The organism is Pseudomonas sp. TUM25319 (assembly GCF_056388475.1).
Window position 1 is genome coordinate 1,660,265 of sequence record NZ_CM150751.1, and the last position, 23,029, is coordinate 1,683,293.

Sequence of the window (23,029 nt, forward strand, 5' to 3'; positions counted from 1 at the left end):
GGCGATGACCGACCTCAAGCCCCGCCGCAGCCAGGACGCGGCCTGCCAGGGACGGCTGTTCCTGGTGTTCCGCATCGGCGGCCAGCGCTTCGCCCTCGATACCCGCGAGGTGGTCGAAGTGCTGCCGCGCCTGCCGCTCAAACCCATTGCCCACACCCCGGCGTGGGTCGCCGGTGTTCTGGCCCACCGTGGCGCGCTGGTGCCGGTGGTGGATATCAGCGCCCTGAGCTTCGGCCAGCCGGCACCCCAGCGCACCAGTACGCGACTGGTGCTGGTGCACTATCGCGCCGCCCCGGCGCGGCCAGACAGGCTGCTGGGGCTGATTCTCGAACAGGCCAGCGATACCCTGCGCTGCGACCCGGCCGAATTTCGCCCCTATGGCCTGGACAATCGCGAGGCGCCCTACCTGGGGCCGGTCCGTGAAGACGCCCAGGGCCTGTTGCAGTGGATCGGCGTGCAGGACCTGCTCGACGATCAGGTCCGTGGGCTGCTGTTCCCGCCTGAAGGCACAGCGCTCGAGGTGCTGCCATGACCATCGAGCGGCGTTTCTTCCGGTTTCTGCAGGACCGTATCGGCCTGGATGTCGCCTCGGTTGGCGAGCAGATGGTCGAGCGCGCCTTGCGCCAGCGCAGCGCGGCGTTGTCCGCCAGCGACCTGGATGACTACTGGCTGCGGTTGCAGCAGTCGGCCCAGGAGCAACAGGCGCTGATCGAGGCGGTGATCGTCCCGGAGACCTGGTTCTTCCGTTACCCCGAATCCTTCTCCGCCCTGCTCGAACTGGCGCGCAAGCGTCTGGCCGAGCAGGGCGGCGTGCGTCCGCTGCGCATTCTCAGCCTGCCGTGCTCCACTGGCGAAGAACCCTACTCCATCGCCATGGCCCTGCTCGACGGCGGTGTGCCGGCCCAGGCGTTTCGTGTCGATGCGATGGATATCAGCCCCAACTCCATTGCCCGTGCCGAACGGGCCTTGTACGGTCGCAACTCGTTTCGTGGCAGCCATCAGGACTTCGTCCCGCGCCATTTCAGCGAGGGCGAGGACGGCGGCCAGCATCTCGACGAGCGGGTGCGCCGGCAGGTGCAATTCCAGGTGGGCAATGTCCTCGACCCGGCGCTGCTGGCGCGGGAGGGTAGCTATGACTTCGTGTTCTGTCGCAACCTGCTGATCTACTTCGATCTGGCCACCCAGCAACGGGTGTTCGAGGTGCTGAAAAACCTGACCCAGGCCGACGGCGTGCTGTTCATCGGGCCAGCCGAGGGCAGCCTGCTGGCACGGCTCGGCATGCGTCCGCTGGGGATGGCGCAGTCCTTTGCCTATGTGCGCCAGGAGCCGCAGGCCGTTGCCCCGCCGCGCAAGACCGCGGCGCTGCCGGTTGCGCCTTCGGCCCCGGTGCCGGCGCCGCGGGCCACTGCCCCGGCGACCTTGCCACGACGAACGATCGCGCCGCCGACAGCGGCCCGTTCGGTCGCCCCTTCGCGCAGCGCACAGGCCGACGAATTGCTGGCCCGCATCGCTACGCTCGCCAACGGTGGCAACAGCGCCGAGGCTCGTGCCGCGTGCCAGCGCTACCTGCAGCAGTTCGAGCCTTCGGCCCAGGTGTTCTACTGGCTGGGATTGCTCAGCGATGTGGCTGGCGACGCCGGCGAGGCCGTCAGCCAGTACCGCAAGGCGCTTTATCTGGAACCCCAGCATCACGAAGCGCTGGTGCATCTGGCCATGCTGCTGGATGCCCAGGGCGACGCTGCCGGCGCCCGGCGGCTGCGCGAGCGGGCAGCCCGCAGCGAGCGGGGGGCTGAACGATGATCGATGAGATCAATGTGCTGAGCGGCGACGTCGAACATATCGACGACTGCTGGAACCGCATCGGCGTCCACGGCAACAAGAGTTGCCCGCTGCTGGCCGAGCATGTGCACTGCCGCAACTGCGCGGTGTATGCCGCCGCCGCGACCCGCCTGCTGGACCGCTACGCGCTGGCCCAGGACGTTCACGTCCGGGAGGAACAGCAGGAGCAGGCCCACAGTGGCCCTTCGCTGCTGGTGTTCCGTCTCGGCGAGGAGTGGCTGGCGCTGGTCACCCGCTGCCTTGCCGAGGTGGCACCGATGCAGCCGGTGCACTCGTTGCCGCATCAGCGCTCACGGGTCTTGCAGGGCGTTGCCAACGTGCGTGGCGCGCTGGTGCCGTGCCTGTCGCTGGCCGATCTGCTGGGCATCGAGCTGACCCAGGTGGCCCCGGCGTCGGCGCGGGTCATGCCGCGCATGCTGATCCTCGCCGCCGGTGGCGGCGCCGTGGTGTTGCCGGTGGATGAGGTTGACGGTATCCACGCCATCGATCCGCTGAGCGCCCGCAGCGACGCCGGCAACGACAACCGCTTCACCCGGCACGTCCTGCAATGGCGCGACCGCAGTGTGCGCGTTCTGGACGAACAACAGCTGTTGTCCGCCGTTGATCGGAGCCTTTCATGACCCCTGAACAAATGCGCGATGCCTCGCTGCTGGAACTGTTCAGCCTCGAGGCCGAAGCCCAGACCCAGGTGCTCAGCGCCGGGCTGCTGGCGCTTGAGCGCGATCCGACCCAGGCCGACCAGCTCGAAGCGTGCATGCGCGCGGCCCACTCGCTCAAGGGCGCGGCGCGGATCGTCGGCATCGACGCCGGCGTCAGCGTGGCCCATGTGATAGAAGATTGCCTGGTCGAGGCCCAGGAAGGCCGGCTGCGCCTGCGGCCCGAACACATTGATGCGCTGCTGCAGGGCACCGACCTGCTGATGCGTATCGCCACGCCGGGCGACGGCGCTGCCACCGAGGCGGCCGTCCAGGCCTACCTCGTACAGGTGGCGGGCCTGCTGCAGCCTGGCGCCGTTGCGCCGGCGCCTGCGACCATGCCACCAGCGCCACCAGCGCCACCAGCGCCACCAGCGGCCCCGGAGCCTGCTCCCTTGCCCGTCGTGCAGGCCGAGCCGGAGCCCGAGATCGAAGCCGAGCCCGAGCCGCGTCCGGCGCGCAAAGGCAAGTCCGCCGAAGGCGGCGAGCGTGTACTGCGGGTGACCGCCGAGCGCCTCAACAGCCTGCTGGACCTCTCCAGCAAGGCGCTGGTGGAGACTCAGCGCTTCAAACCCTTCCTTGCCACGCTGCAGCGCCTCAAGCGCGTTCACGGCCAGAGCCTGCGTGCCCTGGACAGCCTCAAGGCGCAGATCGAGGCGGGCGAGCAGGGCGCGGAAGTCAGTGAAGTGCTCGCCCTGACCCAGCAACTGATGGGCGAAACCCAGCAGATGCTGCTGCAGCAGGCCGCCGACCTCGACGAGCTGGGCTGGCAGTCGGGCCAACGGGCACAGTTGCTCTACGACACGGCGCTGGCCTGCCGCATGCGGCCCTTCGCCGATGTGCTGGCCGGGCAGACCCGCATGGTTCGCGACCTCGGCCGCTCCCTGGGCAAGCAGGTGCGCCTGGAGGTCGAGGGCGAGAAAACCCAGGTGGATCGCGATGTGCTGGAGAAGCTGGAGGCACCACTGACCCACCTGCTGCGCAACGCCGTCGACCATGGCATCGAAATGCCCGAGCAGCGGCTGCTGGCCGGCAAACCGATGGAAGGCACCATTCGCCTGCGCGCCTCGCACCAGGCCGGATTGTTGATTCTGGAACTGAGCGACGACGGTGGCGGCGTCGATCTCGAGCGCCTGCGCCGCAGCATCGTCGAGCGCCACTTGTCACCTGCCGAGACCGTGGCGCAGATGAGCGAGGCGGAACTGCTGACCTTCCTGTTCCTGCCCGGCTTCAGCCTGCGCGACAAGGTCACCGAGGTGTCTGGCCGCGGCGTCGGCCTGGACGCGGTGCAGCACATGGTCCGCCAGTTGCGCGGGCAGATCGAAATGACCCAGGGCAGCGGCGCCGGTAGCCGTTTCCACCTCGAAGTGCCGCTGACCCTGTCGGTGGTACGCAGCCTGGTGGTGGAGGTCAGTGGCGAGGCCTATGCCTTCCCGCTGGCCCATATCGAGCGCACCCTGGAACTGCCATCCGAAGCCATCGTGCAGATCGAGGGGCGCCAGCATTTCTGGCATGAGGGTCGGCATATCGGCCTGGTTTCGGCGAGCCAGTTGCTCAACCGCCCGGCCGGCCAGGGCGATGGGCACAGCATCAAGGTGGTGGTCATCCGCGAGCGCGAAACCCTCTACGGCGTGGCGGTGGATCGCCTGATCGGCGAGCGGGTGCTGGTGGTGATGCCCCTCGACGCGCGCCTGGGCAAGGTCCAGGACATTTCCGCCGGCGCGCTTTTGGACGATGGTTCGGTGGTGCTGATCGTCGATGTCGAGGATTTGCTGCGCTCGGTGGACAAGCTTCTCAGCACCGGTCGCCTGGAACGTATCGAGCGCGGCGGTGGCGGGGCCAGGGAAGTGGCGCGCAAGCGCGTGCTGGTGGTGGACGACTCGCTCACCGTGCGCGAACTGCAGCGCAAGCTGCTGAGCAACCGCGGCTACGAAGTGGCCGTGGCGGTCGATGGCATGGACGGCTGGAACGCGCTGCGCAGCGAGGACTTCGACCTGCTGATCACCGATATCGACATGCCGCGCATGGACGGTATCGAGTTGGTGACCCTGGTGCGGCGTGACAGCCGTCTGCAGTCGTTGCCGGTCATGGTGGTGTCCTACAAGGACCGCGAAGAGGACCGGCGCCGTGGCCTGGACGCCGGGGCCGACTACTATTTGGCCAAGGCGAGCTTCCACGATGACGCCTTGCTGGATGCCGTGGTCGAACTGATCGGGGGTGCGCAGGGATGAAGATCGCCATCGTCAACGATATGCCCCTGGCCGTGGAAGCCCTGCGTCGCGCCCTGGCGTTCGAGCCGGCGCACGAGGTGATCTGGGTCGCCAGCAACGGCGCCGAGGCCGTGCAGCGCTGTGCCGAGCAGACCCCGGACCTGCTGCTGATGGACCTCATCATGCCGGTGATGGACGGTATCGAGGCAACCCGGCGGATCATGGCCGATACGCCGTGCGCCATCGTCATCGTCACCGTGGACCGCAAGCAGAACGTGCACCGGGTGTTCGAAGCCATGGGCCACGGCGCCCTCGATGTGGTGGACACCCCGGCCCTTGGCGGCGGCGATCCCAGGGAAGCCGCGGCGCCGCTGTTGCGCAAGATCCTCAATATCTCCTGGTTGATCGGCCAGCAGCGCGCCAGCAGCGTGCGCCCGGTATCTGCGCCGCTGCGCCCGTCCGTGCAGCGCCAGGGCCTGGTCGCCATCGGCTCGTCCGCGGGCGGTCCGGCGGCGCTGGAAGTGCTGCTCAAGGGCCTGCCCAAGGCGTTTCCGGCATCCATCGTGCTGGTCCAGCATGTCGATCAGGTGTTCGCCGCGGGCATGGCCGAATGGCTCAGCAGCACCTCCGGACAGAACGTCCGCCTGGCTCGCGAAGGCGAGCCGCCGCAGCCGGGCCAGGTGTTGCTGGCGGGCACCAACCACCATATCCGCCTGCTCGCCGACGGTACCCTGGCGTATACGGCGGAGCCGGTGAACGAAATCTACCGCCCCTCGATCGACGTGTTCTTCGAGAGTGTGGCGCGGTTCTGGCGGGGCGATGCGGTGGGCGTGCTGCTCACCGGCATGGGCCGCGATGGCGCGCAGGGGCTCAAGCTGATGCGTGAACAGGGCTACCTGACCATCGCCCAGGACCAGCAGAGCAGTGCGGTGTACGGCATGCCCAAGGCCGCCGTCGCCATCGACGCGGCCGTGGAAGTGCGTCCGCTGGAGCGGATAGCTCCGCGACTAATGGAAATTTTTTCGAAATGACGTTATGTATTCAGCCACGCCGGCCTGCCGGCAGTGCCCAGGTGACCGCGCATGAATGATCTACCGATCGACGGCTTTTCAACCTCTGACGAGAACTCGGCGATGGTCCTGCTGGTCGACGACCAGGCGATGATCGGCGAAGCCGTGCGCCGGGGCCTGGCCCATGAAGAGAACATCGACTTCCACTTCTGTGCCGATCCCCACGAAGCGGTGGCCCAGGCCATCCGCATCAAACCGACGGTGATCCTGCAGGACCTGATCATGCCGGGCCTGGACGGCCTGACCCTGGTGCGCGAATACCGCGCCAACCCGGCGACCCAGGACATCCCGATCATCGTGCTGTCGACCAAGGAAGACCCGCTGGTCAAGAGCGCGGCCTTCGCCGCCGGGGCCAACGACTACCTGGTCAAGCTGCCGGACACCATCGAGCTGGTAGCGCGCATCCGCTACCACTCGCGCTCCTACCTGACCCTGCTGCAGCGCGACGAAGCCTACCGGGCGCTGCGGGTCAGCCAGCAGCAGTTGCTTGACACCAACCTGGTGCTGCAGCGGCTGATGAACTCCGATGGCCTGACCGGGCTGTCCAACCGCCGCCACTTCGACGAGTACCTCGAGCTGGAATGGCGCCGGGCCATGCGCGAGCAGTCGCAGTTGTCGCTGCTGATGATCGACGTGGACTACTTCAAGTCGTTCAATGATACCTTCGGCCACCTCGCGGGCGATGAGGCCTTGCGCCAGGTGGCCGAGGCCATCCGCGGCTGCAGCTCGCGGCCCAGTGACCTGCCGGCGCGCTATGGCGGCGAGGAATTCGCCCTGGTGTTGCCCAACACCTCGCCCGGCGGTGCGCGCCTGCTGGCGGAAAAGCTGCGCCAGACGGTGGCGGCCGCACGCATCGCCCACATCATGCCGCAGCCTGATTCCTTCCTCAGCGTCAGCATCGGCATCGCGACCCAGACGCCGCCCATCGGCAGTACCTGCCGGCAGTTGATCTCGGCGGCGGATAACGCCCTCTACCAGGCCAAGAACAACGGTCGCAACCAGGTCGGCATCGCCTGACGGTGATCCGGTTGCGGGCTGGAAGCGGCAAGCTACAAGTGAAGGCAGGAGTGGTGCGCGGCTTGTCTTGCCGCTTGTAGCTTGCCGCTTGTAGCTGGCAGGCCCTCCTGCGCTATACTCTCCGGCTTTTCACAGCATCCGCACGAGAGCCGCCCGCCCATGGAAATCAATCCGATCCTGAATACCATCAAGGACCTCACCGAGCGTTCCGAGTCTATTCGGGGGTATCTTTGACTACGATCACAAGCATGACCGCCTGATCGAAGTCAACCGCGAGCTCGAAGACCCGAACGTCTGGAACAAGCCCGAGTACGCCCAGGGCCTGGGCCGCGAGCGCGCCATGCTGGCGCAGGTCGTCGAGACCCTGGACAAGCTTTCCGGTGGCCTGGCCGACTGCAAGGACCTGCTCGACATGGCCGTCGAGGAGAACGACGAAGGCGCTGTCAGCGACGTCGTGGCCGAGCTGCAGAGCCTGGAAGAACACCTGGCCCAGCTCGAGTTTCGTCGCATGTTCAGCGGCGAGATGGACATGAACAACGCCTACCTGGACATCCAGGCCGGTTCCGGCGGCACCGAGGCACAGGACTGGGCCAACATCCTGCTGCGCATGTACCTGCGCTGGGCCGACAAGCGCGGTTTCGACGCCACCATCATCGAACTGTCCGAGGGTGAAGTCGCCGGCATCAAGGGCGCCACCGTGCACATCAAGGGCGAGTACGCGTTCGGCTGGCTGCGTACCGAGATCGGCGTGCACCGTCTGGTGCGCAAGAGCCCGTTCGACTCCGGTGCCCGTCGCCACACCTCGTTCTCGGCGGTGTTCGTGTCCCCCGAGATCGACGACAAGGTCGAGATCGAGATCAACCCGTCCGACCTGCGCATCGACACCTACCGCTCCTCCGGTGCCGGTGGTCAGCACGTCAACACCACCGACTCGGCGGTGCGGATCACCCACGTGCCGACCAACACCGTGGTGGCCTGCCAGAACGAACGCTCCCAGCACGCCAACAAGGACACCGCCATGAAGATGTTGCGGGCCAAGTTGTACGAACTGGAAATGCAGAAGCGCAACGCCGCTTCCCAGGCCCTGGAAGACAGCAAGTCGGACATCGGCTGGGGTCACCAGATCCGTTCCTACGTGCTGGATGACTCGCGCATCAAGGACCTGCGTACCGGCGTCGAGCGCAGCGACTGCCAGAAGGTCCTGGACGGCGACCTCGACCAGTACCTGGAAGCGAGCCTCAAGCAGGGGCTGTAAGCCGCACACCACTGCCGCGAGACCCGGCCCGGCGCCGGGATCGCGTGCCCTGCCCGGAACGGGCAACGAATACCTGATGGAAAGAATGACGACATGAGCGACCTCAAGACCGAATCGCAAGACCTGCAACAGGAAGAAAACAGCCTGATCGCCCTGCGCAAGGAAAAACTTGCCGCAGAGCGCGCCAAGGGCCAGGCCTTCCCCAACGACTTCCGCCGTGACAGCTACTGCAACGATCTCCAGAAGCAGTACGCCGACAAGACCAAGGAAGAGCTGGAAGCAGCCGCGATTCCGGTCAAGGTTGCCGGCCGTATCATGCTCAACCGTGGTTCGTTCATGGTCATCCAGGACATGACCGGTCGCATCCAGGTCTACGTCAACCGCAAGACCCTGCCGGAAGAAACCCTGGCGGCGGTCAAGACCTGGGACCTGGGCGACATCATCGCTGCCGAAGGCACCCTGGCCCGTTCCGGCAAGGGCGACCTGTACGTCGAGATGACCCACGTGCGCCTGCTGACCAAGTCGCTGCGCCCGCTGCCCGACAAGCACCACGGCCTGACCGACACCGAGCAGCGCTACCGCCAGCGCTACGTCGACCTGATCGTCAACGAGGAAACCCGCGAGACCTTCCGCGTGCGTTCCCAGGTGATCTCGCACATCCGCAGCTTCCTGGCCAAGCGCGACTTCCTCGAAGTCGAGACGCCGATGCTGCAGACCATCCCTGGCGGTGCCGCGGCCAAGCCGTTCGAAACCCACCACAACGCGCTGGACATGGCCATGTTCCTGCGGATCGCCCCGGAGCTGTACCTCAAGCGCCTGGTGGTCGGTGGCTTCGAAAAAGTCTTCGAGATCAACCGCAACTTCCGTAACGAAGGCGTTTCGACCCGGCACAACCCCGAGTTCACCATGCTCGAGTTCTACCAGGCCTATGCCGACTACACCGACAACATGGACCTGACCGAAGAGCTGTTCCGCGAGCTGGCGCAGCTGGTTCTGGGCAGCACCGATGTGCCGTACGGCGACAAGGTGTTCCACTTCGGCGAGCCATTCGTGCGCCTGAGTGTGTTCGACTCGATCCTCAAGTACAACCCGGACCTCACCGAGGCCGACCTGCTGGACGTCGACAAGGCCCGCGCAATCGCCAGGAAAGCGGGTGCCAAGGTCCTTGGCCACGAAGGCCTGGGCAAGCTGCAGGTGATGATTTTCGAGGAGTTGGTGGAGAGCAAGCTGGAGCAGCCGCACTTCATCACCGAGTACCCGTTCGAAGTCTCGCCGCTGGCCCGTCGCAACGACCAGAACCCGAACGTCACCGACCGCTTCGAGCTGTTCATCGGTGGCCGCGAGATCGCCAACGCCTACTCCGAGCTCAACGATGCCGAAGACCAGGCCGAGCGCTTCATGGCCCAGGTGGCCGAGAAGGACGCCGGTGACGACGAAGCCATGCACTACGACGCCGACTTCGTCCGTGCCCTGGAGTACGGCATGCCGCCGACCGCAGGTGAAGGTATCGGTATCGACCGTCTGGTGATGCTGCTGACCAACTCGCCGTCGATCCGCGATGTGATCCTGTTCCCGCACATGCGTCCGCAGGCCTGACCCAGAAAGCCGCCCTCGAGGCGGCTTTTTTCGGCCTGAGTTTCCTGAGCTGCAAGCCTCAAGCTTCAAGCTGCAAGGAAAAGCTGCGGCGCTGCTGACGGCTTTCTCTTGCAGCTTGAAGCTTGCTGCTTGTAGCTCCCAGATTTCCGAGGTTTCCAGAGTGTCCCCAACATTGGTTGAGCAGGGTGCCGCCGGCGTTGCCACCGCCGTAGCGGAAAGCGTTCAGTACCAGGGCCGCAAGGCCAGCCGTCAGGGCAGCGAGCAGCGCCGCCAGCAGATCCTCGACGCGGCCATGCGCATTGTCGTGCGTGACGGCGTGCGCGGCGTACGCCATCGCGCGGTGGCGGCGGAGGCGGGTGTACCGCTGTCGGCTACCACCTACTACTTCAACGATATCCAGGACCTGCTGACCGACACCTTCGCCCAGTACGTCGAACGCAGCGCCGCCTACATGGCCAAACTGTGGGAAAACACCGAAGTGGTGCTGCGCCAGTTGCTCGCCCAGGGCGATGGCAGTCCGGCCTCGCGGGCGCGGCTGGCCGACGAGGTGGCGAAGATGACCACCGAGTACGTGCAGCGTCAGTTGCACAACCGTCGCGACTTCCTCATGGCCGAACAGGCCTTCCGCCAGGAAGCCCTGCTGAGCCCGCGGCTGGCGGAGCTGGTGAGGGCCCATGAGCAGATTCTCCTGCGCGGCGCCTGCCAGTTGTTGCAGGTCGTGGGCTCGCGCCAGCCGCAGCAGGACGCCATTGTGTTGACGGCAATAATCGAGCAGATGGAATATCAGGGCCTGCTCGATGCCGCAAAACCGCAGGCTGAAGGGCAGATGCTCGCTATTCTTGTCCGTTACCTGCACCTGGTGCTGGCGGCGGAGTGAGTCGCCGGCCCCTTTAAGGAGATCCTGATGAAAGCCTGGCGTGTGCTGCTGGCCCTGTCTTTCCTGCTGTTGAATGGCTGCCTGGTGACGTTCAACGAGCCGATCCCGGCCAACGAGCCAGCGCCGAAGGCCCTGTTGGGCAAATGGACCAGCAAGGATGCCTGGGGCGAGCCTCTGACCCTGCAGATCAGCCGGTCCGGCGGCAACGCCTACAAGGCGCTGGCCAAGGCCCAGGGCAAACCCCGTCAGGAGTACGCCTTCACGGTTTCGCGCCACGGCAGCCGCTGGTACCTCTCGGCCGGCGTGCCCAAGGCCATGGGCGGGAATTTCCTGATCGGCGGCTTCGAAGTGATCGATAACCAGGAACTGGTGGTCTACAACCTCGATGTCGAGCAGGTCAACCAGGCTCTGGAAAAGAAAGAACTCAGCGGCCGTACCATCGAAGTGCCGGAAGACAACGGCGACGGGGTGTTGATCGACAGCCCGATGGAACGTGTCCTGGCCTATCTGGATGACCCGGCCAACTCCGACCTCTTCGTCGAAGTGGCGCGGTTCCAGCGGGCTGGCAAATAACGGAAGAACGAGGAGTGAGCGTGGACGAGTACCAGCAGACGATACGGGCCCTTTCCGACCGCATTGTCCAGGCGCAGACGCCGATTCGCGTGCTCGACGCGGTGAAGTGGGACGACAGTATCCGTCAGGGCTTTCTCAAGGCCAAGGGCAAGGAACCGCCGGCGGTGGACCGGGCGTACTACCTGAACCGGCCATTGTCGTTCGATTCCGCCGCGCTGAAGCTGGAGTTCCAGAACATCGAGCGCGACATCACCCGCCAGTTGGGGCAGTTCAATCCGGTCGGGCAGATCATGCGGCGCATGTGCAAGGAGTACCGCATGGTGGTGCGCATGCTCGAAGCGCGCGGCACCGAGGACTTCGGCCTGATCTCGCAGGAATTGTACGGCGCGGCCTCCGACGCGTTCCATGCCGGTGATCCGACCCTGGCCGATCTCGGCCTGATGCTCTCGGACTACCTGAACAACATCGACGGTCGTGGCGACCTCAAGGACGAACCGAAGAACCTCACGGCCAAGCAGGCCGTGGATATTCTCCAGCACCGCCTGAACAAGGTGTTCGGCGAGGCCGAGGAAACGATCCGCGTGTTCGAGTCCGACGGTATCGTCGCCGATGCTGCGGCAGGTGCCGACTACATCAAGATCCGCGCCGACGCCATGTTCAACAGCCGCGATGTGCGCGCCCTGGAAGTCCACGAGGGCCTGGTGCACGTCGGCACCACCCTCAATGGTCTGAACCAGCCGATTTGCACCTTCCTTGCCAAGGGCCCGCCCTCGTCGACGGTGACCCAGGAAGGCCTGGCGATCCTGATGGAAGTCATCGCCTTCGCGTCCTACCCGACCCGGCTGCGCAAGCTGACCAACCGTACCCGCGCCATTCACATGGTGGAAGAGGGGGCGGACTTCCTGCAGGTCTACGAATTTTTCCGCGCCCAGGGTTTCGAGATGGCAGAAAGCTACGGCAACGCCAGCCGGGTGTTCCGCGGTTCGGTGCCTGGCGGGCTGCCATTTACCAAAGACTTGTCCTACCTCAAGGGCTTCATCATGGTTTACAACTACATTCAGTTGGCCGTGAGAAAAGGCAAGCTCGAACAGATCCCGCTGCTGTTCTGCGGCAAGACCACCCTGGAAGACATGCGCACCCTGCGTCAACTGGTGGACGAGGGGCTGGTGGCACCGCCCAAGTACCTGCCGGAGCAGTTCCGCGACCTCAACGCGCTGTCGGCCTGGATGTGTTTTTCCAACTTCCTCAACCACTTGAGCCTGGACCGGATTGAAGCCGACTACTCGAACATTCTCTGAGCGCTGGCGCGGGCTGTTGGCCCTGTGCCTGGTGCTGGGGCTGTCTGCCTGTAGCTCGTTGCTGTTCTACCCCGAGCCAGGCCAGCCGTTCACCCCCGAGAAGGCCAGCCTGGCCTGGCGCGACGTCAGCCTGACCGCCGAAGACGGCACCCGCCTGCATGGCTGGTGGCTGCCGGCCAAGGAGGGCGTGGAAGTGAAGGGCACCGTGCTGCACCTGCACGGCAACGGCGGCAATCTGGCCTGGCACCTGGGCGGCAGCTACTGGCTGCCGGAGCAGGGTTGGCAGGTGTTGATGATCGATTACCGTGGGTATGGATTGTCCGAAGGCAAGCCGCGGCTGCCGGAGGTCTACCAGGACATTGGCGCCGCACTGGACTGGCTGGGCAAAGCGCCAGAGGTCCATGACAAGCCGCTGGTGTTGTTGGGCCAGAGTCTCGGTGGCGCCATGGCGATTCACTACCTGGCGCAGCATCAGGACCAGTTGCCGCGTTTCAAAGCGCTGGTGTTCGATGGCGTACCGGCCAGTTACCGTGATGTGGGGCGTTTTGCCCTGAGCACCTCCTGGATGACCTGGCCATTGCAGGTGCCGCTGTCGTGGCTGGTGCCCGACGGTGACAGCGCGATACGGGCGATCGGCCAGCTTAAGACCCCGCCGAAACTGTTCTTCCATAGCATCGACGATGCTCTGGTGCCCATGGACAACGGCATTCGCCTGTACCAGGCCGCGCCGCCGCCGCGGGTCCTGCAACTGGTGCGAGGGGCGCATGTGCAGACCTTCGGTGACCCGACCTGGCGCCAGGTGATGCTGCGCTTCCTTGACGACCCCGAACATTTCAACGGCTTGCGCCGGCTGGCCGAAGTCCCGAATTATCCTGACGAGAAGTCGCAATGAGTGAAGAACGCAACGCCGTCCCCCTGATCATCACCGGAGTCTGCAGCATCGTGGGGACCGTCTGTGCCCTCTGGTATTACGGCTACCTGCATTTCGCCAAGCCGGAGGATGCCTTGCTGCTGTCCGAGTTCACCATGCTCAAGACCGTGCCGGGCGAGGACTACAAGGTCTCCCTCAACCCCGCGCCGCAAATGGCCCAGTGCATCGATGGCGTGCTGGTGTTGTTCGACATGCAGCAGAAAGGCCTGACCGGTGTGCTGGTGGACAACAAGAAACAGGCCGTGCGCTGCATGGGGCAGGAGACGCCGCAGCAGACAGAGTGATTGCAAAAAAACCATTGCCGGCTTCCCGGCAATGGCTTTTTTCAGTCAGTGGGTGATGCGAGCCGCTGCCGCCCAATAGACCTGATTGTTCTCTCGCTTGCCAACGGCGATCACCAGAACGACCAGCCGATCGTCGACCACCTGATAGACCAGCCGATAGCCGATGCTTCGCAGCTTGATCTTGTAGCAATCCGGCATGCCCGCGAGCCTGTCGGCCTCGACCCGTGGCCCGGCCAGGCGGGCTTTCAGTTTTTTCGCCAGTTGCAGCCGGATCGAAGCGTCCAGGCGGTCGAATTCCTTCCGCGCTTTCAGGTTGAACTCCAGCAAATAGTCAGTTGCCGGAGCCCCCGGCGTGCGCAATGAGCTCATCGATATCTACCCTGACGGTAGGCTCCCCACGTCGTTGCCTGACCAGCTCTGCCAGTTGTGCATCATCGATCAGTTCCATCATCGCCTCGTAGCGATCCGGCGGCACCGCATAGAAAGCCGGTTCGTTTCTGTTGAGGATGACAACGGTCTCGCCGTTGGCTTCGCGCAGGGTGCCCATGGGATCCTTTTTAAGGTCGGTGACCGAGGCGGCTACATCGGCCAGGACCGCGAATGTCATTGCCATGGCAACATTTCCTGATTGGGTTGGCTGTCGGGTGCGGCCCTGATTGCCGTAGGGCGTTGCTGATGGCGAACAGCAGCGGCTTTCGGCGGACCTGAACAACGCGATGGTAGTGCTTTTTGTAGTGCTTTTAAAGGTGCTCTTAAACGTGTTCATCCTGCGCGAACACAAAAAAATCCCGCCAGCCTGGCGGGATTTTTCATTTCAGCCCGGTGCTTACTGCACGCTGCTCATGGTTCGCGGCGCTACCGGCTGGTTGTCGTTGGAGATGGTCACTTCCACCCGACGGTTCTGGGCGCGGCCGGAATCGCTGGTGTTGTCGGCGACCGGGTACTCCTTGCCATAGCCCTGGGCGACGATGCGGGTCGGGTCGACGCCTGCACGCACCAGCGCCATGCGCACGGAGTTGGCGCGACGCTCGGACAGGGTCTGGTTGTAGTTGGCGCTGCCGACGCTGTCGGTGTAGCCCTCGACGATCACTTTGCGGTCGCTGTTTTCCTGAAGGAACTGCGCCAGCTTGGTGATATTGGGGTAGGCGCTGCTTTTCAGGTCGGCCTTGTTGAAGTCGAACAGCACGTCACCGAAGGTCACCAGGGTGCCGCGGTCGGTCTGCTTGGCGTTGAGGCTTTCCTGAAGCTGCTTGATCTGCGCGTCGCGGGCATCCAGGCGAGCCTGGGCGCGCTGGGCGGCGGCGTTTTTCAGGTTGGCTTCGGCGGTGCGCAGGGCGATGGTCTGCTTGGCCACCTCGACACGCTGGTTGGTCAGGTAGGCGAGCTGGTCGACCTTCTTCGAGTCTTCCTTGTCCATGAAGGCCTTGTCGGCCTTGTTCAGCCAGTCCTGGGCGTCCTTGGTTTCAAGGGCGGCGACCTTGCTCGACTGCGGGTCGCTCTGCAGCGCCGAGAAATTGGTCCGGGCCGATTCGAGGTTCGGGTTCGGCTGCGTGGCGCAGGCGACCAGGCCGATGCTCAGGGCCAGGAGGGCGGGGATCATCACGTGGTTACGCATAGTGTTCATCCTTTGATCGAATTACGAAATGCACGGGGCGAGAGCGCTCAAGGCTGTGGCTGAGTCGGTTCGGCGGCACGCATGCCTTCCTCGCGCAGTTCCTGAACGCCCTGGCGAGCGTCCTGCACGGCTTTCTGGGCTTTCATGGCCTGGGCCTTGCGCTCGGCGACGCGGGCGTCCCACTCGGCCTGTTCGGCGAGGAGCCTGGCTTCGTCATATTTCTTGTCGTGCATGGCGATTTCGGCCTGCTTGAACTTGTCCTGCGCGGCTTTCATCTCGACGGCGGCGAATTCGGTGCCACCGGCGCTGACCGCGGAATTGACCGCGGACTGGGTCACGGCGTACTGCTCGGTAGGTGGCTTGCCAGCACAACCGGCCAGTACCAGGCTGCTGCCCAGGGCCAGGGCGGCGAGCTTGATCCCGCGCAGGTGGAACGGGGTTTTCTCGATGCGGGTCTTCATGGTGGTCAACTCCATTGGATCACTCCTGATGAACGACGAGTTCCGTAACAGTCCATCGACTTGGCTCCTTCCCCCGGGCTGAAGAGGCCCGCCGGCGAAGGGTTTTTGCCGTAGTGGCTACTGGCTGTGACTTGGCCGTTTTTTCAAAAGTTCAGAAAAAGTACCGCTTGATAGGCGACTTTTGCTGACTGATCGGTCAGTGGGTTTGACGGGGAACTTTTGCTGTGAAAAAGGGGTAGGGGTCGCGACGCGGCCCCTGAATTCTCAGTGGGCCGGGCGGTTCTTGCCGCTGCTCATCGCCCGCAGATGCTGGCGCGAAAGGGTGAGGAAGCGCGGCGTGGGGCCGACGTCTTCGTACAGCGGATCGCCTTCCTCGTCGGTGGCGATCACCTGTTGCCCCTTGATATACGGAAAGCTGGCTTCCAGCTCTTCGAGGGCGGCGCCAAGCAGTTCGCCGAGCAGTTCCTCCGGGGTGCGCTTGGGGTACATCTCGGCCAGGGCGGCAAGGCGCGCGGCGGCCTCGACGTCAAGGTGCAGGGTGTGGCCGGTAGGACTCAAGCGGCCTTTGGCGTTCTGTTCCCAGTACTGAGCAAGTTCGCGAATTTTCATGATGCCCTCCGTAAAACCATTGGGACTGGTTAAAGCGTAGCCAGTTCGTTCGCGCATGCGCCTTGAAAGCACGAGCGGTAGTGGGGCACTCTGCTGGCAACGCGATGTTTCCAGGGTGTGGAGAAAGGTTGATGACCGATATCGATGTGCGCTTGCGGGAAGATGTTCATCTGTTGGGCGAGTTGCTGGGGGACACCGTGCGTGAACAGCACGGCGAGGCCTTCCTGCAGAAGATCGAGGCGATTCGCCACAGCGCCAAGGCCGACCGCAGTGGCGGGGAAGAACAGCTGAGTTCGACCCTGGCGGATCTCGCCGACGATGAACTGCTGCCGGTGGCGCGGGCGTTCAATCAGTTCCTCAACCTGGCCAATATCGCCGAACAGTATCAGTTGATCCGCCGTCGCGACGCCGACCAGCCCGAGCCGTTCGAAGCCACTGTGCTGCCCGAACTGCTGGCCCGTCTCAAGGCCGCCGGCCACAGTGATGACGCCCTGGCCCGGCAACTCGGCAAGCTGAATATCGAACTGGTGCTGACCGCCCACCCCACTGAGGTGGCGCGCCGTACCCTGATCCAGAAATACGATGCCATCGCCGCGCAACTGGCGGCCCAGGACCACCGCGACCTCGTCCCCGCCGAGCGCGAACAGGTGCGCGAGCGTCTGCAGCGGTTGATTGCCGAAGCCTGGCACACCGAGGAAATCCGCCGCACCCGGCCGACGCCCGTGGATGAAGCCAAGTGGGGCTTCGCGGTCATCGAGCACTCCCTCTGGCACGCGATCCCCAGCCACATGCGCAAAGCCGACAAGGCACTGCATGCCGCCACCGGCCTGCGCCTGCCGCTGGAGGCCGCACCGATCCGCTTCGCGTCGTGGATGGGCGGCGACCGTGACGGCAACCCGAATGTCACCGCCAGTGTGACCCGCGAAGTGCTTCTGCTGGCGCGCTGGATGGCCGCCGACCTGTTCCTGCGGGATATCCAGTCGCTGGCCGCCGAGTTGTCGATGCAACAGGCCAGTCCGGCGTTGCGGGCGAAAGTGGGCGAGTGTGCCGAGCCTTATCGCGCCGTGCTCAAGCCGCTGCGCGAGCGCCTGCGGGAAACCCGCGCGTGGGCCCAGGCGTCGCTGGCCGCACCGCAGGCGCCCGGGCCGCTGGTGCTGCAGGACAACCGCGAACTGTTCGAGCCGCTGCAACTGTGCTTCGACTCCCTGCACGAATGTGGCATGGGCGTGATCGCCGATGGGCCGCTGCTGGACTGTTTGCGCCGGGCGGTGACCTTCGGCCTGTTCCTGGTGCGCCTGGACGTACGCCAGGACTCCACCCGCCATGCCGCTGCGCTCAGTGAAATCACCGATTACCTTGGCCTTGGCCGCTACGCCGACTGGAATGAAGAGGCGCGGATCGACTTCCTTCAGCGCGAACTGAGCAGCCGTCGCCCCCTGCTGCCGGCTCATTTCAAACCCCAGGCCGAGACCGCCGAAGTGCTTGCCACCTGCCGCGAGGTTGCCAATGCCCCGGCGGCTTCGCTGGGTTCCTACGTGATCTCCATGGCGGGTGCCGCCTCGGATGTGCTGGCGGTGCAATTGCTGCTCAAGGAAGCCGGTCTGCTGCGACCGATGCGGGTGGTGCCGCTGTTCGAAACCCTCGCCGACCTGGACAACGCCGGGCCGGTGATGGAGCGCCTGCTCGGCCTGCCGGGTTATCGCGCCGGTTTGCATGGCCCGCAGGAAGTGATGATCGGCTATTCCGACTCGGCCAAGGACGCCGGCACGACCGCCGCAGCCTGGGCACAGTACCGCGCCCAGGAAACCCTGGTGCGGATCTGTCGCGAGCAGGAGGTCGAACTGCTGCTGTTCCACGGCCGTGGCGGCACCGTGGGGCGCGGAGGCGGCCCGGCCCATGCGGCGATCCTGTCGCAGCCGCCGGGCTCTGTGGCGGGGCGCTTCCGCACCACCGAACAGGGCGAGATGATCCGCTTCAAGTTCGGCTTGCCGGACATCGCCGAGCAGAACCTCAACCTTTATCTGGCTGCCGTGCTCGAAGCCACCTTGCTGCCACCACCGCCACCGCAGCCGGCCTGGCGTGAAGTAATGGACCAACTGGCCGCCGACGGGGTGAAAACCTACCGTGGCGTTGTGCGAGAGAACCCCGACTTCGTCGAGTACTTCCGCCAGTCGACGCCGGAACAGGAACTGGGCCGCCTGCCGCTGGGCAGTCGTCCGGCCAAACGCCGTGCCGGTGGTATCGAGAGCCTGCGGGCGATTCCGTGGATCTTCGGCTGGACGCAGACGCGCCTGATGCTGCCGGCCTGGCTCGGCTGGGAAGCGGCGCTCGCCAATGCCCTGGCCCGCGGCCAGGGGCCGCTGCTGGCGCAGATGCGCGAGGAGTGGCCGTTCTTCCGTACCCGCATCGACATGCTGGAGATGGTTCTGGCCAAGGCCGATGCCGATATCGCCAGGTCCTACGACGAACGTCTGGTGCAACCGGAACTGCGACCTTTGGGTGCGCATCTGCGCGACCTATTGTCGCAGGCGTGCCAGGTGGTGCTGGGGCTGACCGGCCAACCGGTGCTACTGGCGCACAGTCCGGCGACCCTGGAGTTCATTCGCCTGCGCAACACCTATCTGGATCCGCTGCACTTGCTTCAGGCCGAGCTGCTGGCGCGCTCCCGGGAACGCGAAGCCGCTCTGGACAGCCCGTTGGAGCAGGCTCTGCTGGTGACGGTGGCAGGTATCGCCGCCGGTTTGCGCAACACCGGTTGAGCGACTGAAATCTGTTTGCAGGGCGTCGGAAGGCGCCCTGCGATGGATAGGAATCGGGCGTAGGAACGGTTGGTTGCGCTCATCGCAACCCGTGTACACCGTGGCTTGTTGTCGCAGGTTTTTCCGACTTTCGACCGCTTGTATGGTCCCGGTGCGCTGTGTATCTTGGGCAGCCTTTTGACCGATTTGCGGTCATCGCCCGATTTCCTGCGATTCGCCGATCTCGCGAATCCATTGATTTGCTTATAAAAAATGAGGAGCACAAGATGCGCGTAATTCTGCTGGGAGCTCCCGGGGCCGGTAAAGGTACTCAGGCTAAGTTCATCACCGAGAAATTCGGTATTCCGCAGATTTCCACCGGCGACATGCTGCGTGCCGCGGTCAAGGCCGGCACCCCGCTGGGCCTGGAAGCCAAGGCTGTCATGGACGCTGGCAAGCTGGTCTCCGACGACCTGATCATCAACCTGGTCAAGGACCGCATCGCCCAGGCCGACTGCGCGAACGGCTTCCTGTTCGACGGTTTCCCGCGCACCATTCCTCAGGCTGAAGCCATGGTTGCCGCTGGCGTCGCTCTGGATGCCGTGGTCGAAATCGCTGTCGACGACGAAGAAATCGTCCAGCGTATCGCCGGTCGCCGCGTGCACCTGGACTCCGGTCGCGTTTACCACGTGGTCTACAACCCGCCGAAAGTCGAAGGCAAGGACGATGTCACCGGCGAGGACCTGATCCAGCGCCCGGACGACAACGAAGAAACCGTGCGTGGTCGCCTCAAGGTCTACCACGAGCAGACCAAGCCGCTGGTGGACTTCTACCAGAAGCTGGAAGCGGCCAACGGCAAGCCGAAGGTCAGCCACATTCCTGGCGTGGGTTCGGTCGAAGCCATCACCGCCAAGGTACTGGCAGCCCTGAGCTGATCCGCTACCGAGGTTCCGCCAACGGCCCGCTTGCGGGCCGTTGTCATTTTCAGTTGAAAGCCACGAGCTGAAAGCTGCAAGAAGAAGCCGATACTGCCCCTGTCGGCTTCTTCTTGCAGCTTGCCACTTGACGCTAGCAACTGCGCTTATAATGCCGCTCTTTTTTCTCTATTGCCTGGAACCCCCGATGACCACCTTGCTGGCCCTGGATACCGCCACTGAAGCCTGCTCCGTTGCCTTGCTGCATGACGGCAAGATCACGAGCCACTATGAGGTGATCCCGCGTCAGCACGCGCAAAAGCTGTTGCCGATGATCCAGACCCTGCTGGCTGATGCGGGCATCGCGCTGTCGGCGGTCGACGCTATCGCATTCGGCCGCGGCCCCGGCGCGTTCACCGGTGTGCGCATCGCCATCGGCGTGGTGCAGGGCCTGGCGTTCGCCCTGGAGCGTCCGGTGTTGCCGGTGTCGAACCTTGCCGTGCTGGCGCAGCGCGCCTTGCGTGAGCACGGTGCGACCCAGGTCGCCGCAGGCATCGATGCGCGTATGGATGAAGTCTATTGGGGCTGCTATACGGAGCAGGCCGGGGAGATGCGTTTGCAGGGCGTTGAAGCGGTATTGCCGCCCGAGCAGGTTGCCTTGCCGAACGGCAGTGGCGGCCAGTGGTTCGGTGCCGGTACCGGCTGGGGTTACGGCGAGCGTCTGGCGGTCAAGGCTGACGGTCAGGATGCGAGCATGCTGCCTCATGCCCTGGATTTGCTGACCCTCGCGCACTTCGCCTGGCAGCGCGGCGAAAGCGTGCCTGCCGAGCAGGCGCAACCGGTATACCTGCGGGACAAGGTGGCAACGCCGAAGGGCGTCTGACGACCTCTGGTCGGTTATCGCCAATCGGCACAAACCTTTTCCGCTATATGTGGTCCAGTTATCAGTAAGGCATTTGCGCAGGATCTCAGGTGCCGCTAAATTGCCATCATTCGCCCTGAGTATTCCGCCATGCGCATCGACGGCTTTTCATCGCAGTCCTACCCCCTCAAGCGCCCCCAGCGCAAAGGGCCGGTGCGCGTCGAAGACGAGTCGGAAGACGCGATCGCCGGCGAGTTCGAAGTCGAGGCGCAGCCCGCCAACAGTGCCGGCAACGCCAGCCGCAGCGCGGGCTTGCCGGCTCGTCCGCAAGACATGATCTTCCCCCGTGCCCGTAACCGCCGTACCGCCAGCGCCCTGGCCAGCTACCTGACCACGGCTGGCTTCGTCGATTGGGAGATGGAAGTACTGGGGCTGGATCTTTACATTTGAACGGATGAGCCTGTCATCCCTTCCGTATTTCGTAGGTTGTCCGTCCTGGAGTGAAAACGCCTGGCGCGACTACCTCTATCCTTCCGACGCCAAAAGCACTGATTTCCTCGGCCTGTACTGCCAGGTCTTCAATGCCGTCGAAGGCAACACCACCTTCTATGCCCGTCCCGCGCCCGCCACCGTGCAGCGTTGGGCTCAGGTCATGCCTGCGCACTTCCGCTTCACTGCCAAGTTTCCGGGCGATATCAGCCATAGCGGCGACCTCTTCGCCCAGATGGATGCCGCCCGCAGTTTCATCGAGCTGCTGCGGCCGCTGGATCAGCGGGTGTCGCCGTACTGGTTGCAGTTGCCGGCCACTTTCGGTCCGGCGCGCCTTGGTGAACTGGTGCATTTCATCGACGAGATCGGCGTGCCGGTCGCCGTGGAGGTGCGCAACGATGCCTTCTTCGCCAAAGGCGAGGACGAGCGCCTGCTCAACCGACTGTTGAATGACCGGGGTGTCGAGCGCATCTGCCTCGACCCCCGTGCGCTGTTCAGTTGCACCTCTCGCGAGCCTGCCGTGCTCCACGCCCAGTCGAAGAAACCACGGGTGCCGCCGCGGCCCACGGCGTTCAGCCAGCACCCGCAGGTGCGCTTCATCGGTCACCCTGAGCTGGAGGCCAACGAGCCGTTCCTCCTCCAGTGGCTGGACAAGGTCGCTGCCTGGATCGAAGAGGGCCGACAGCCCTATGTGTTCCTGCACACCGCCGACAATTACCTCGCCGCGGCCCTGGCCCAGCGTTTCCATCGTGGTCTGATGGAACGCCTGCCGGGGCTGCCGGCTTTGCCTGAACCCGACCGGGGCCCGGAGGTCGAACAACTCGGCCTGTTGTGATTTCCTGTCGTCTGCCTGGGAGTTCTGACCATGGATGTGCAAACCCTGCGTGCCGAAGCCTTCAAAGCCCTGCATGAGCGTCCTGGCACGTTCGTCATCCCCAACCCGTGGGACGCCGGCTCCGCCAAGCTCCTTGCCAGCCTCGGCTTCGAAGCCCTGGCTACTACCAGTGCCGGCCTGGCCTTTGCCAAGGGGTTGCCGGACGCCGAAGGCGCCATTACCCGCGAGCAGACCCTGGAAAATGCACTGTCGATTGTCGATGCCACAGCGTTGCCGGTCGCGGCGGACCTGGAAAACGGCTTCAGCGACGAGCCGTCCGGCTGCGCCGAGACCATCCTCGAAGCCGCCCGTATCGGCCTGGTCGGTGGCTCCATCGAAGACGCCACGGGCCGCGCCGACGAGCCGATCTACAGCTTCCACCGCGCAGTGGAGCGGGTCGAGGCCGCCGTCGCCGCCGCCCGCAGCCTCGACTTTCCATTCATGCTCTGTGCCCGCGCAGAAAACCTGCTGCACGGTCGTAACGACCTGGATGACACCATCGCGCGCCTGCAAGCCTTCGCCGAGGCCGGCGCCGATGTGCTCTACGCGCCTGGCCTGCGCACGCTCGAAGACATCCAGCGCGTGGTCAGGGCGGTGGCGCCCAAGCCTGTGAATGTCCTGATGGGCCTGAGTGGCGTCAGCCTGACCTTCGACGACCTGCAGGCTGTCGGGGTCAAGCGCATCAGCGTCGGTTCGTCCCTCGCCCGGGCGGCCTACGGCGCCTTCTTCGAGGCGGCGAAGGGCATTCGTGGCGATGGCCGGTTCGACTACGCCGACCGGGCGCTGTCCTTCGATCAGTTGAACCAGCTGTTTCGGCGCTGA

24 protein-coding genes are annotated in these 23,029 nt (G+C 64.7%); 19 read left to right on the forward strand and 5 right to left on the reverse strand.

Annotated elements, in window-relative coordinates; translation table 11 throughout:
- Positions 1–4: 4 nt before the first annotated feature.
- The 13 genes from AC05QJ_RS07595 (at position 5) to AC05QJ_RS07655 (ending at position 13,645) form a co-directional block, all read left to right on the forward strand.
- Complete coding sequence (locus AC05QJ_RS07595; RefSeq protein ID WP_476746289.1) at positions 5–532, forward strand: chemotaxis protein CheW; 528 nt, start codon at positions 5–7, stop codon at positions 530–532.
- The gene (locus AC05QJ_RS07600; RefSeq protein WP_476746290.1) at positions 529–1,800 is read left to right on the forward strand and encodes a CheR family methyltransferase; all 1,272 of its coding nucleotides are present in this window, start codon (positions 529–531) and stop codon (positions 1,798–1,800) included. Before AC05QJ_RS07595 ends, AC05QJ_RS07600 begins: the two co-directional genes overlap by 4 nt.
- Positions 1,797–2,459: a chemotaxis protein CheW gene (locus AC05QJ_RS07605; RefSeq protein ID WP_476746291.1), complete on the forward strand. Its 663-nt coding sequence runs from the start codon at positions 1,797–1,799 to the stop codon at positions 2,457–2,459. The genes AC05QJ_RS07600 and AC05QJ_RS07605 overlap by 4 nt, the downstream gene beginning before the upstream one ends.
- Entirely contained in the window at positions 2,456–4,765 is a 2,310-nt protein-coding gene (locus tag AC05QJ_RS07610; RefSeq protein WP_476746292.1) for a response regulator, read from the forward strand. Before AC05QJ_RS07605 ends, AC05QJ_RS07610 begins: the two co-directional genes overlap by 4 nt.
- Positions 4,762–5,775, forward strand: a complete 1,014-nt coding sequence (gene cheB, locus AC05QJ_RS07615; protein WP_476746293.1) for a chemotaxis-specific protein-glutamate methyltransferase CheB — start codon at positions 4,762–4,764, stop codon at positions 5,773–5,775. Before AC05QJ_RS07610 ends, cheB begins: the two co-directional genes overlap by 4 nt.
- A gap of 51 nt (positions 5,776–5,826) precedes the next feature.
- Positions 5,827–6,831: a diguanylate cyclase domain-containing protein gene (locus AC05QJ_RS07620; protein ID WP_476746294.1), complete on the forward strand. Its 1,005-nt coding sequence runs from the start codon at positions 5,827–5,829 to the stop codon at positions 6,829–6,831.
- Positions 6,832–6,990: 159 nt separating this feature from the next.
- A protein-coding gene (gene prfB, locus AC05QJ_RS07625; RefSeq protein WP_476746295.1) for a peptide chain release factor 2 occupies positions 6,991–8,086 on the forward strand; the annotation gives its coding sequence in 2 pieces (ribosomal slippage) (positions 6,991–7,062 and positions 7,064–8,086; 1,095 coding nt in all).
- A gap of 93 nt (positions 8,087–8,179) precedes the next feature.
- Complete coding sequence (lysS, locus tag AC05QJ_RS07630; protein ID WP_476746296.1) at positions 8,180–9,682, forward strand: lysine--tRNA ligase; 1,503 nt, start codon at positions 8,180–8,182, stop codon at positions 9,680–9,682.
- A 172-nt stretch (positions 9,683–9,854) separates the two neighbouring features.
- The gene (locus AC05QJ_RS07635) at positions 9,855–10,559 is read left to right on the forward strand and encodes a TetR/AcrR family transcriptional regulator (RefSeq protein WP_476747889.1); all 705 of its coding nucleotides are present in this window, start codon (positions 9,855–9,857) and stop codon (positions 10,557–10,559) included.
- 27 nt (positions 10,560–10,586) lie between these two features.
- Positions 10,587–11,132: a hypothetical protein gene (locus AC05QJ_RS07640; RefSeq protein ID WP_476746297.1), complete on the forward strand. Its 546-nt coding sequence runs from the start codon at positions 10,587–10,589 to the stop codon at positions 11,130–11,132.
- Positions 11,133–11,152: 20 nt separating this feature from the next.
- Positions 11,153–12,430 (forward strand): flavohemoglobin expression-modulating QEGLA motif protein, encoded by a 1,278-nt coding sequence (locus AC05QJ_RS07645; protein WP_476746298.1) that lies wholly within the window; start codon positions 11,153–11,155, stop codon positions 12,428–12,430.
- Positions 12,402–13,322, forward strand: a complete 921-nt coding sequence (locus AC05QJ_RS07650; protein ID WP_476746299.1) for an alpha/beta hydrolase — start codon at positions 12,402–12,404, stop codon at positions 13,320–13,322. The genes AC05QJ_RS07645 and AC05QJ_RS07650 overlap by 29 nt, the downstream gene beginning before the upstream one ends.
- Positions 13,319–13,645 carry a hypothetical protein gene (locus AC05QJ_RS07655; protein WP_476746300.1) on the forward strand — a complete coding sequence of 109 codons (327 nt, stop codon included), beginning with the start codon at positions 13,319–13,321 and terminating at the stop codon, positions 13,643–13,645. Before AC05QJ_RS07650 ends, AC05QJ_RS07655 begins: the two co-directional genes overlap by 4 nt.
- A gap of 45 nt (positions 13,646–13,690) precedes the next feature.
- On the opposite strand, the gene AC05QJ_RS07660 is transcribed toward AC05QJ_RS07655, so the two are convergent.
- From AC05QJ_RS07660 to AC05QJ_RS07680, 5 genes are all read right to left on the reverse strand, one after another.
- Complete coding sequence (locus AC05QJ_RS07660; protein ID WP_476746301.1) at positions 13,691–14,014, reverse strand: type II toxin-antitoxin system RelE family toxin; 324 nt, start codon at positions 14,012–14,014, stop codon at positions 13,691–13,693.
- Positions 13,977–14,252 (reverse strand): type II toxin-antitoxin system Phd/YefM family antitoxin, encoded by a 276-nt coding sequence (locus AC05QJ_RS07665; RefSeq protein ID WP_476747890.1) that lies wholly within the window; start codon positions 14,250–14,252, stop codon positions 13,977–13,979. The genes AC05QJ_RS07660 and AC05QJ_RS07665 overlap by 38 nt, the downstream gene beginning before the upstream one ends.
- Positions 14,253–14,471: 219 nt before the next feature.
- Complete coding sequence (gene lptF / locus AC05QJ_RS07670) at positions 14,472–15,260, reverse strand: lipotoxin F family OmpA-related lipoprotein LptF (protein ID WP_476746302.1); 789 nt, start codon at positions 15,258–15,260, stop codon at positions 14,472–14,474.
- 47 nt (positions 15,261–15,307) lie between these two features.
- Positions 15,308–15,736, reverse strand: a complete 429-nt coding sequence (locus tag AC05QJ_RS07675) for a DUF4398 domain-containing protein (protein ID WP_476746303.1) — start codon at positions 15,734–15,736, stop codon at positions 15,308–15,310.
- Between the two features lie 249 nt (positions 15,737–15,985).
- The gene (locus tag AC05QJ_RS07680; RefSeq protein WP_476746304.1) at positions 15,986–16,330 is read right to left on the reverse strand and encodes a pilin assembly protein; all 345 of its coding nucleotides are present in this window, start codon (positions 16,328–16,330) and stop codon (positions 15,986–15,988) included.
- A 131-nt stretch (positions 16,331–16,461) separates the two neighbouring features.
- Here AC05QJ_RS07680 and ppc point away from each other — a divergent pair, with 131 nt between their 5' ends.
- From ppc to AC05QJ_RS07710, 6 genes are all read left to right on the forward strand, one after another.
- On the forward strand, positions 16,462–19,089 hold the full coding sequence (ppc, locus tag AC05QJ_RS07685; RefSeq protein ID WP_476746305.1) for a phosphoenolpyruvate carboxylase: 2,628 nt from the start codon (positions 16,462–16,464) through the stop codon (positions 19,087–19,089).
- 266 nt (positions 19,090–19,355) lie between these two features.
- Positions 19,356–20,003 carry an adenylate kinase gene (gene adk / locus AC05QJ_RS07690; protein WP_476746306.1) on the forward strand — a complete coding sequence of 216 codons (648 nt, stop codon included), beginning with the start codon at positions 19,356–19,358 and terminating at the stop codon, positions 20,001–20,003.
- Positions 20,004–20,190: 187 nt separating this feature from the next.
- Complete coding sequence (tsaB, locus tag AC05QJ_RS07695; protein ID WP_476746307.1) at positions 20,191–20,865, forward strand: tRNA (adenosine(37)-N6)-threonylcarbamoyltransferase complex dimerization subunit type 1 TsaB; 675 nt, start codon at positions 20,191–20,193, stop codon at positions 20,863–20,865.
- Between the two features lie 129 nt (positions 20,866–20,994).
- The gene (locus AC05QJ_RS07700; RefSeq protein ID WP_476746308.1) at positions 20,995–21,294 is read left to right on the forward strand and encodes a hypothetical protein; all 300 of its coding nucleotides are present in this window, start codon (positions 20,995–20,997) and stop codon (positions 21,292–21,294) included.
- 4 nt (positions 21,295–21,298) lie between these two features.
- The gene (locus tag AC05QJ_RS07705) at positions 21,299–22,168 is read left to right on the forward strand and encodes a DUF72 domain-containing protein (protein ID WP_476746309.1); all 870 of its coding nucleotides are present in this window, start codon (positions 21,299–21,301) and stop codon (positions 22,166–22,168) included.
- 30 nt (positions 22,169–22,198) lie between these two features.
- Positions 22,199–23,029 carry an isocitrate lyase/PEP mutase family protein gene (locus AC05QJ_RS07710; RefSeq protein ID WP_476746310.1) on the forward strand — a complete coding sequence of 277 codons (831 nt, stop codon included), beginning with the start codon at positions 22,199–22,201 and terminating at the stop codon, positions 23,027–23,029.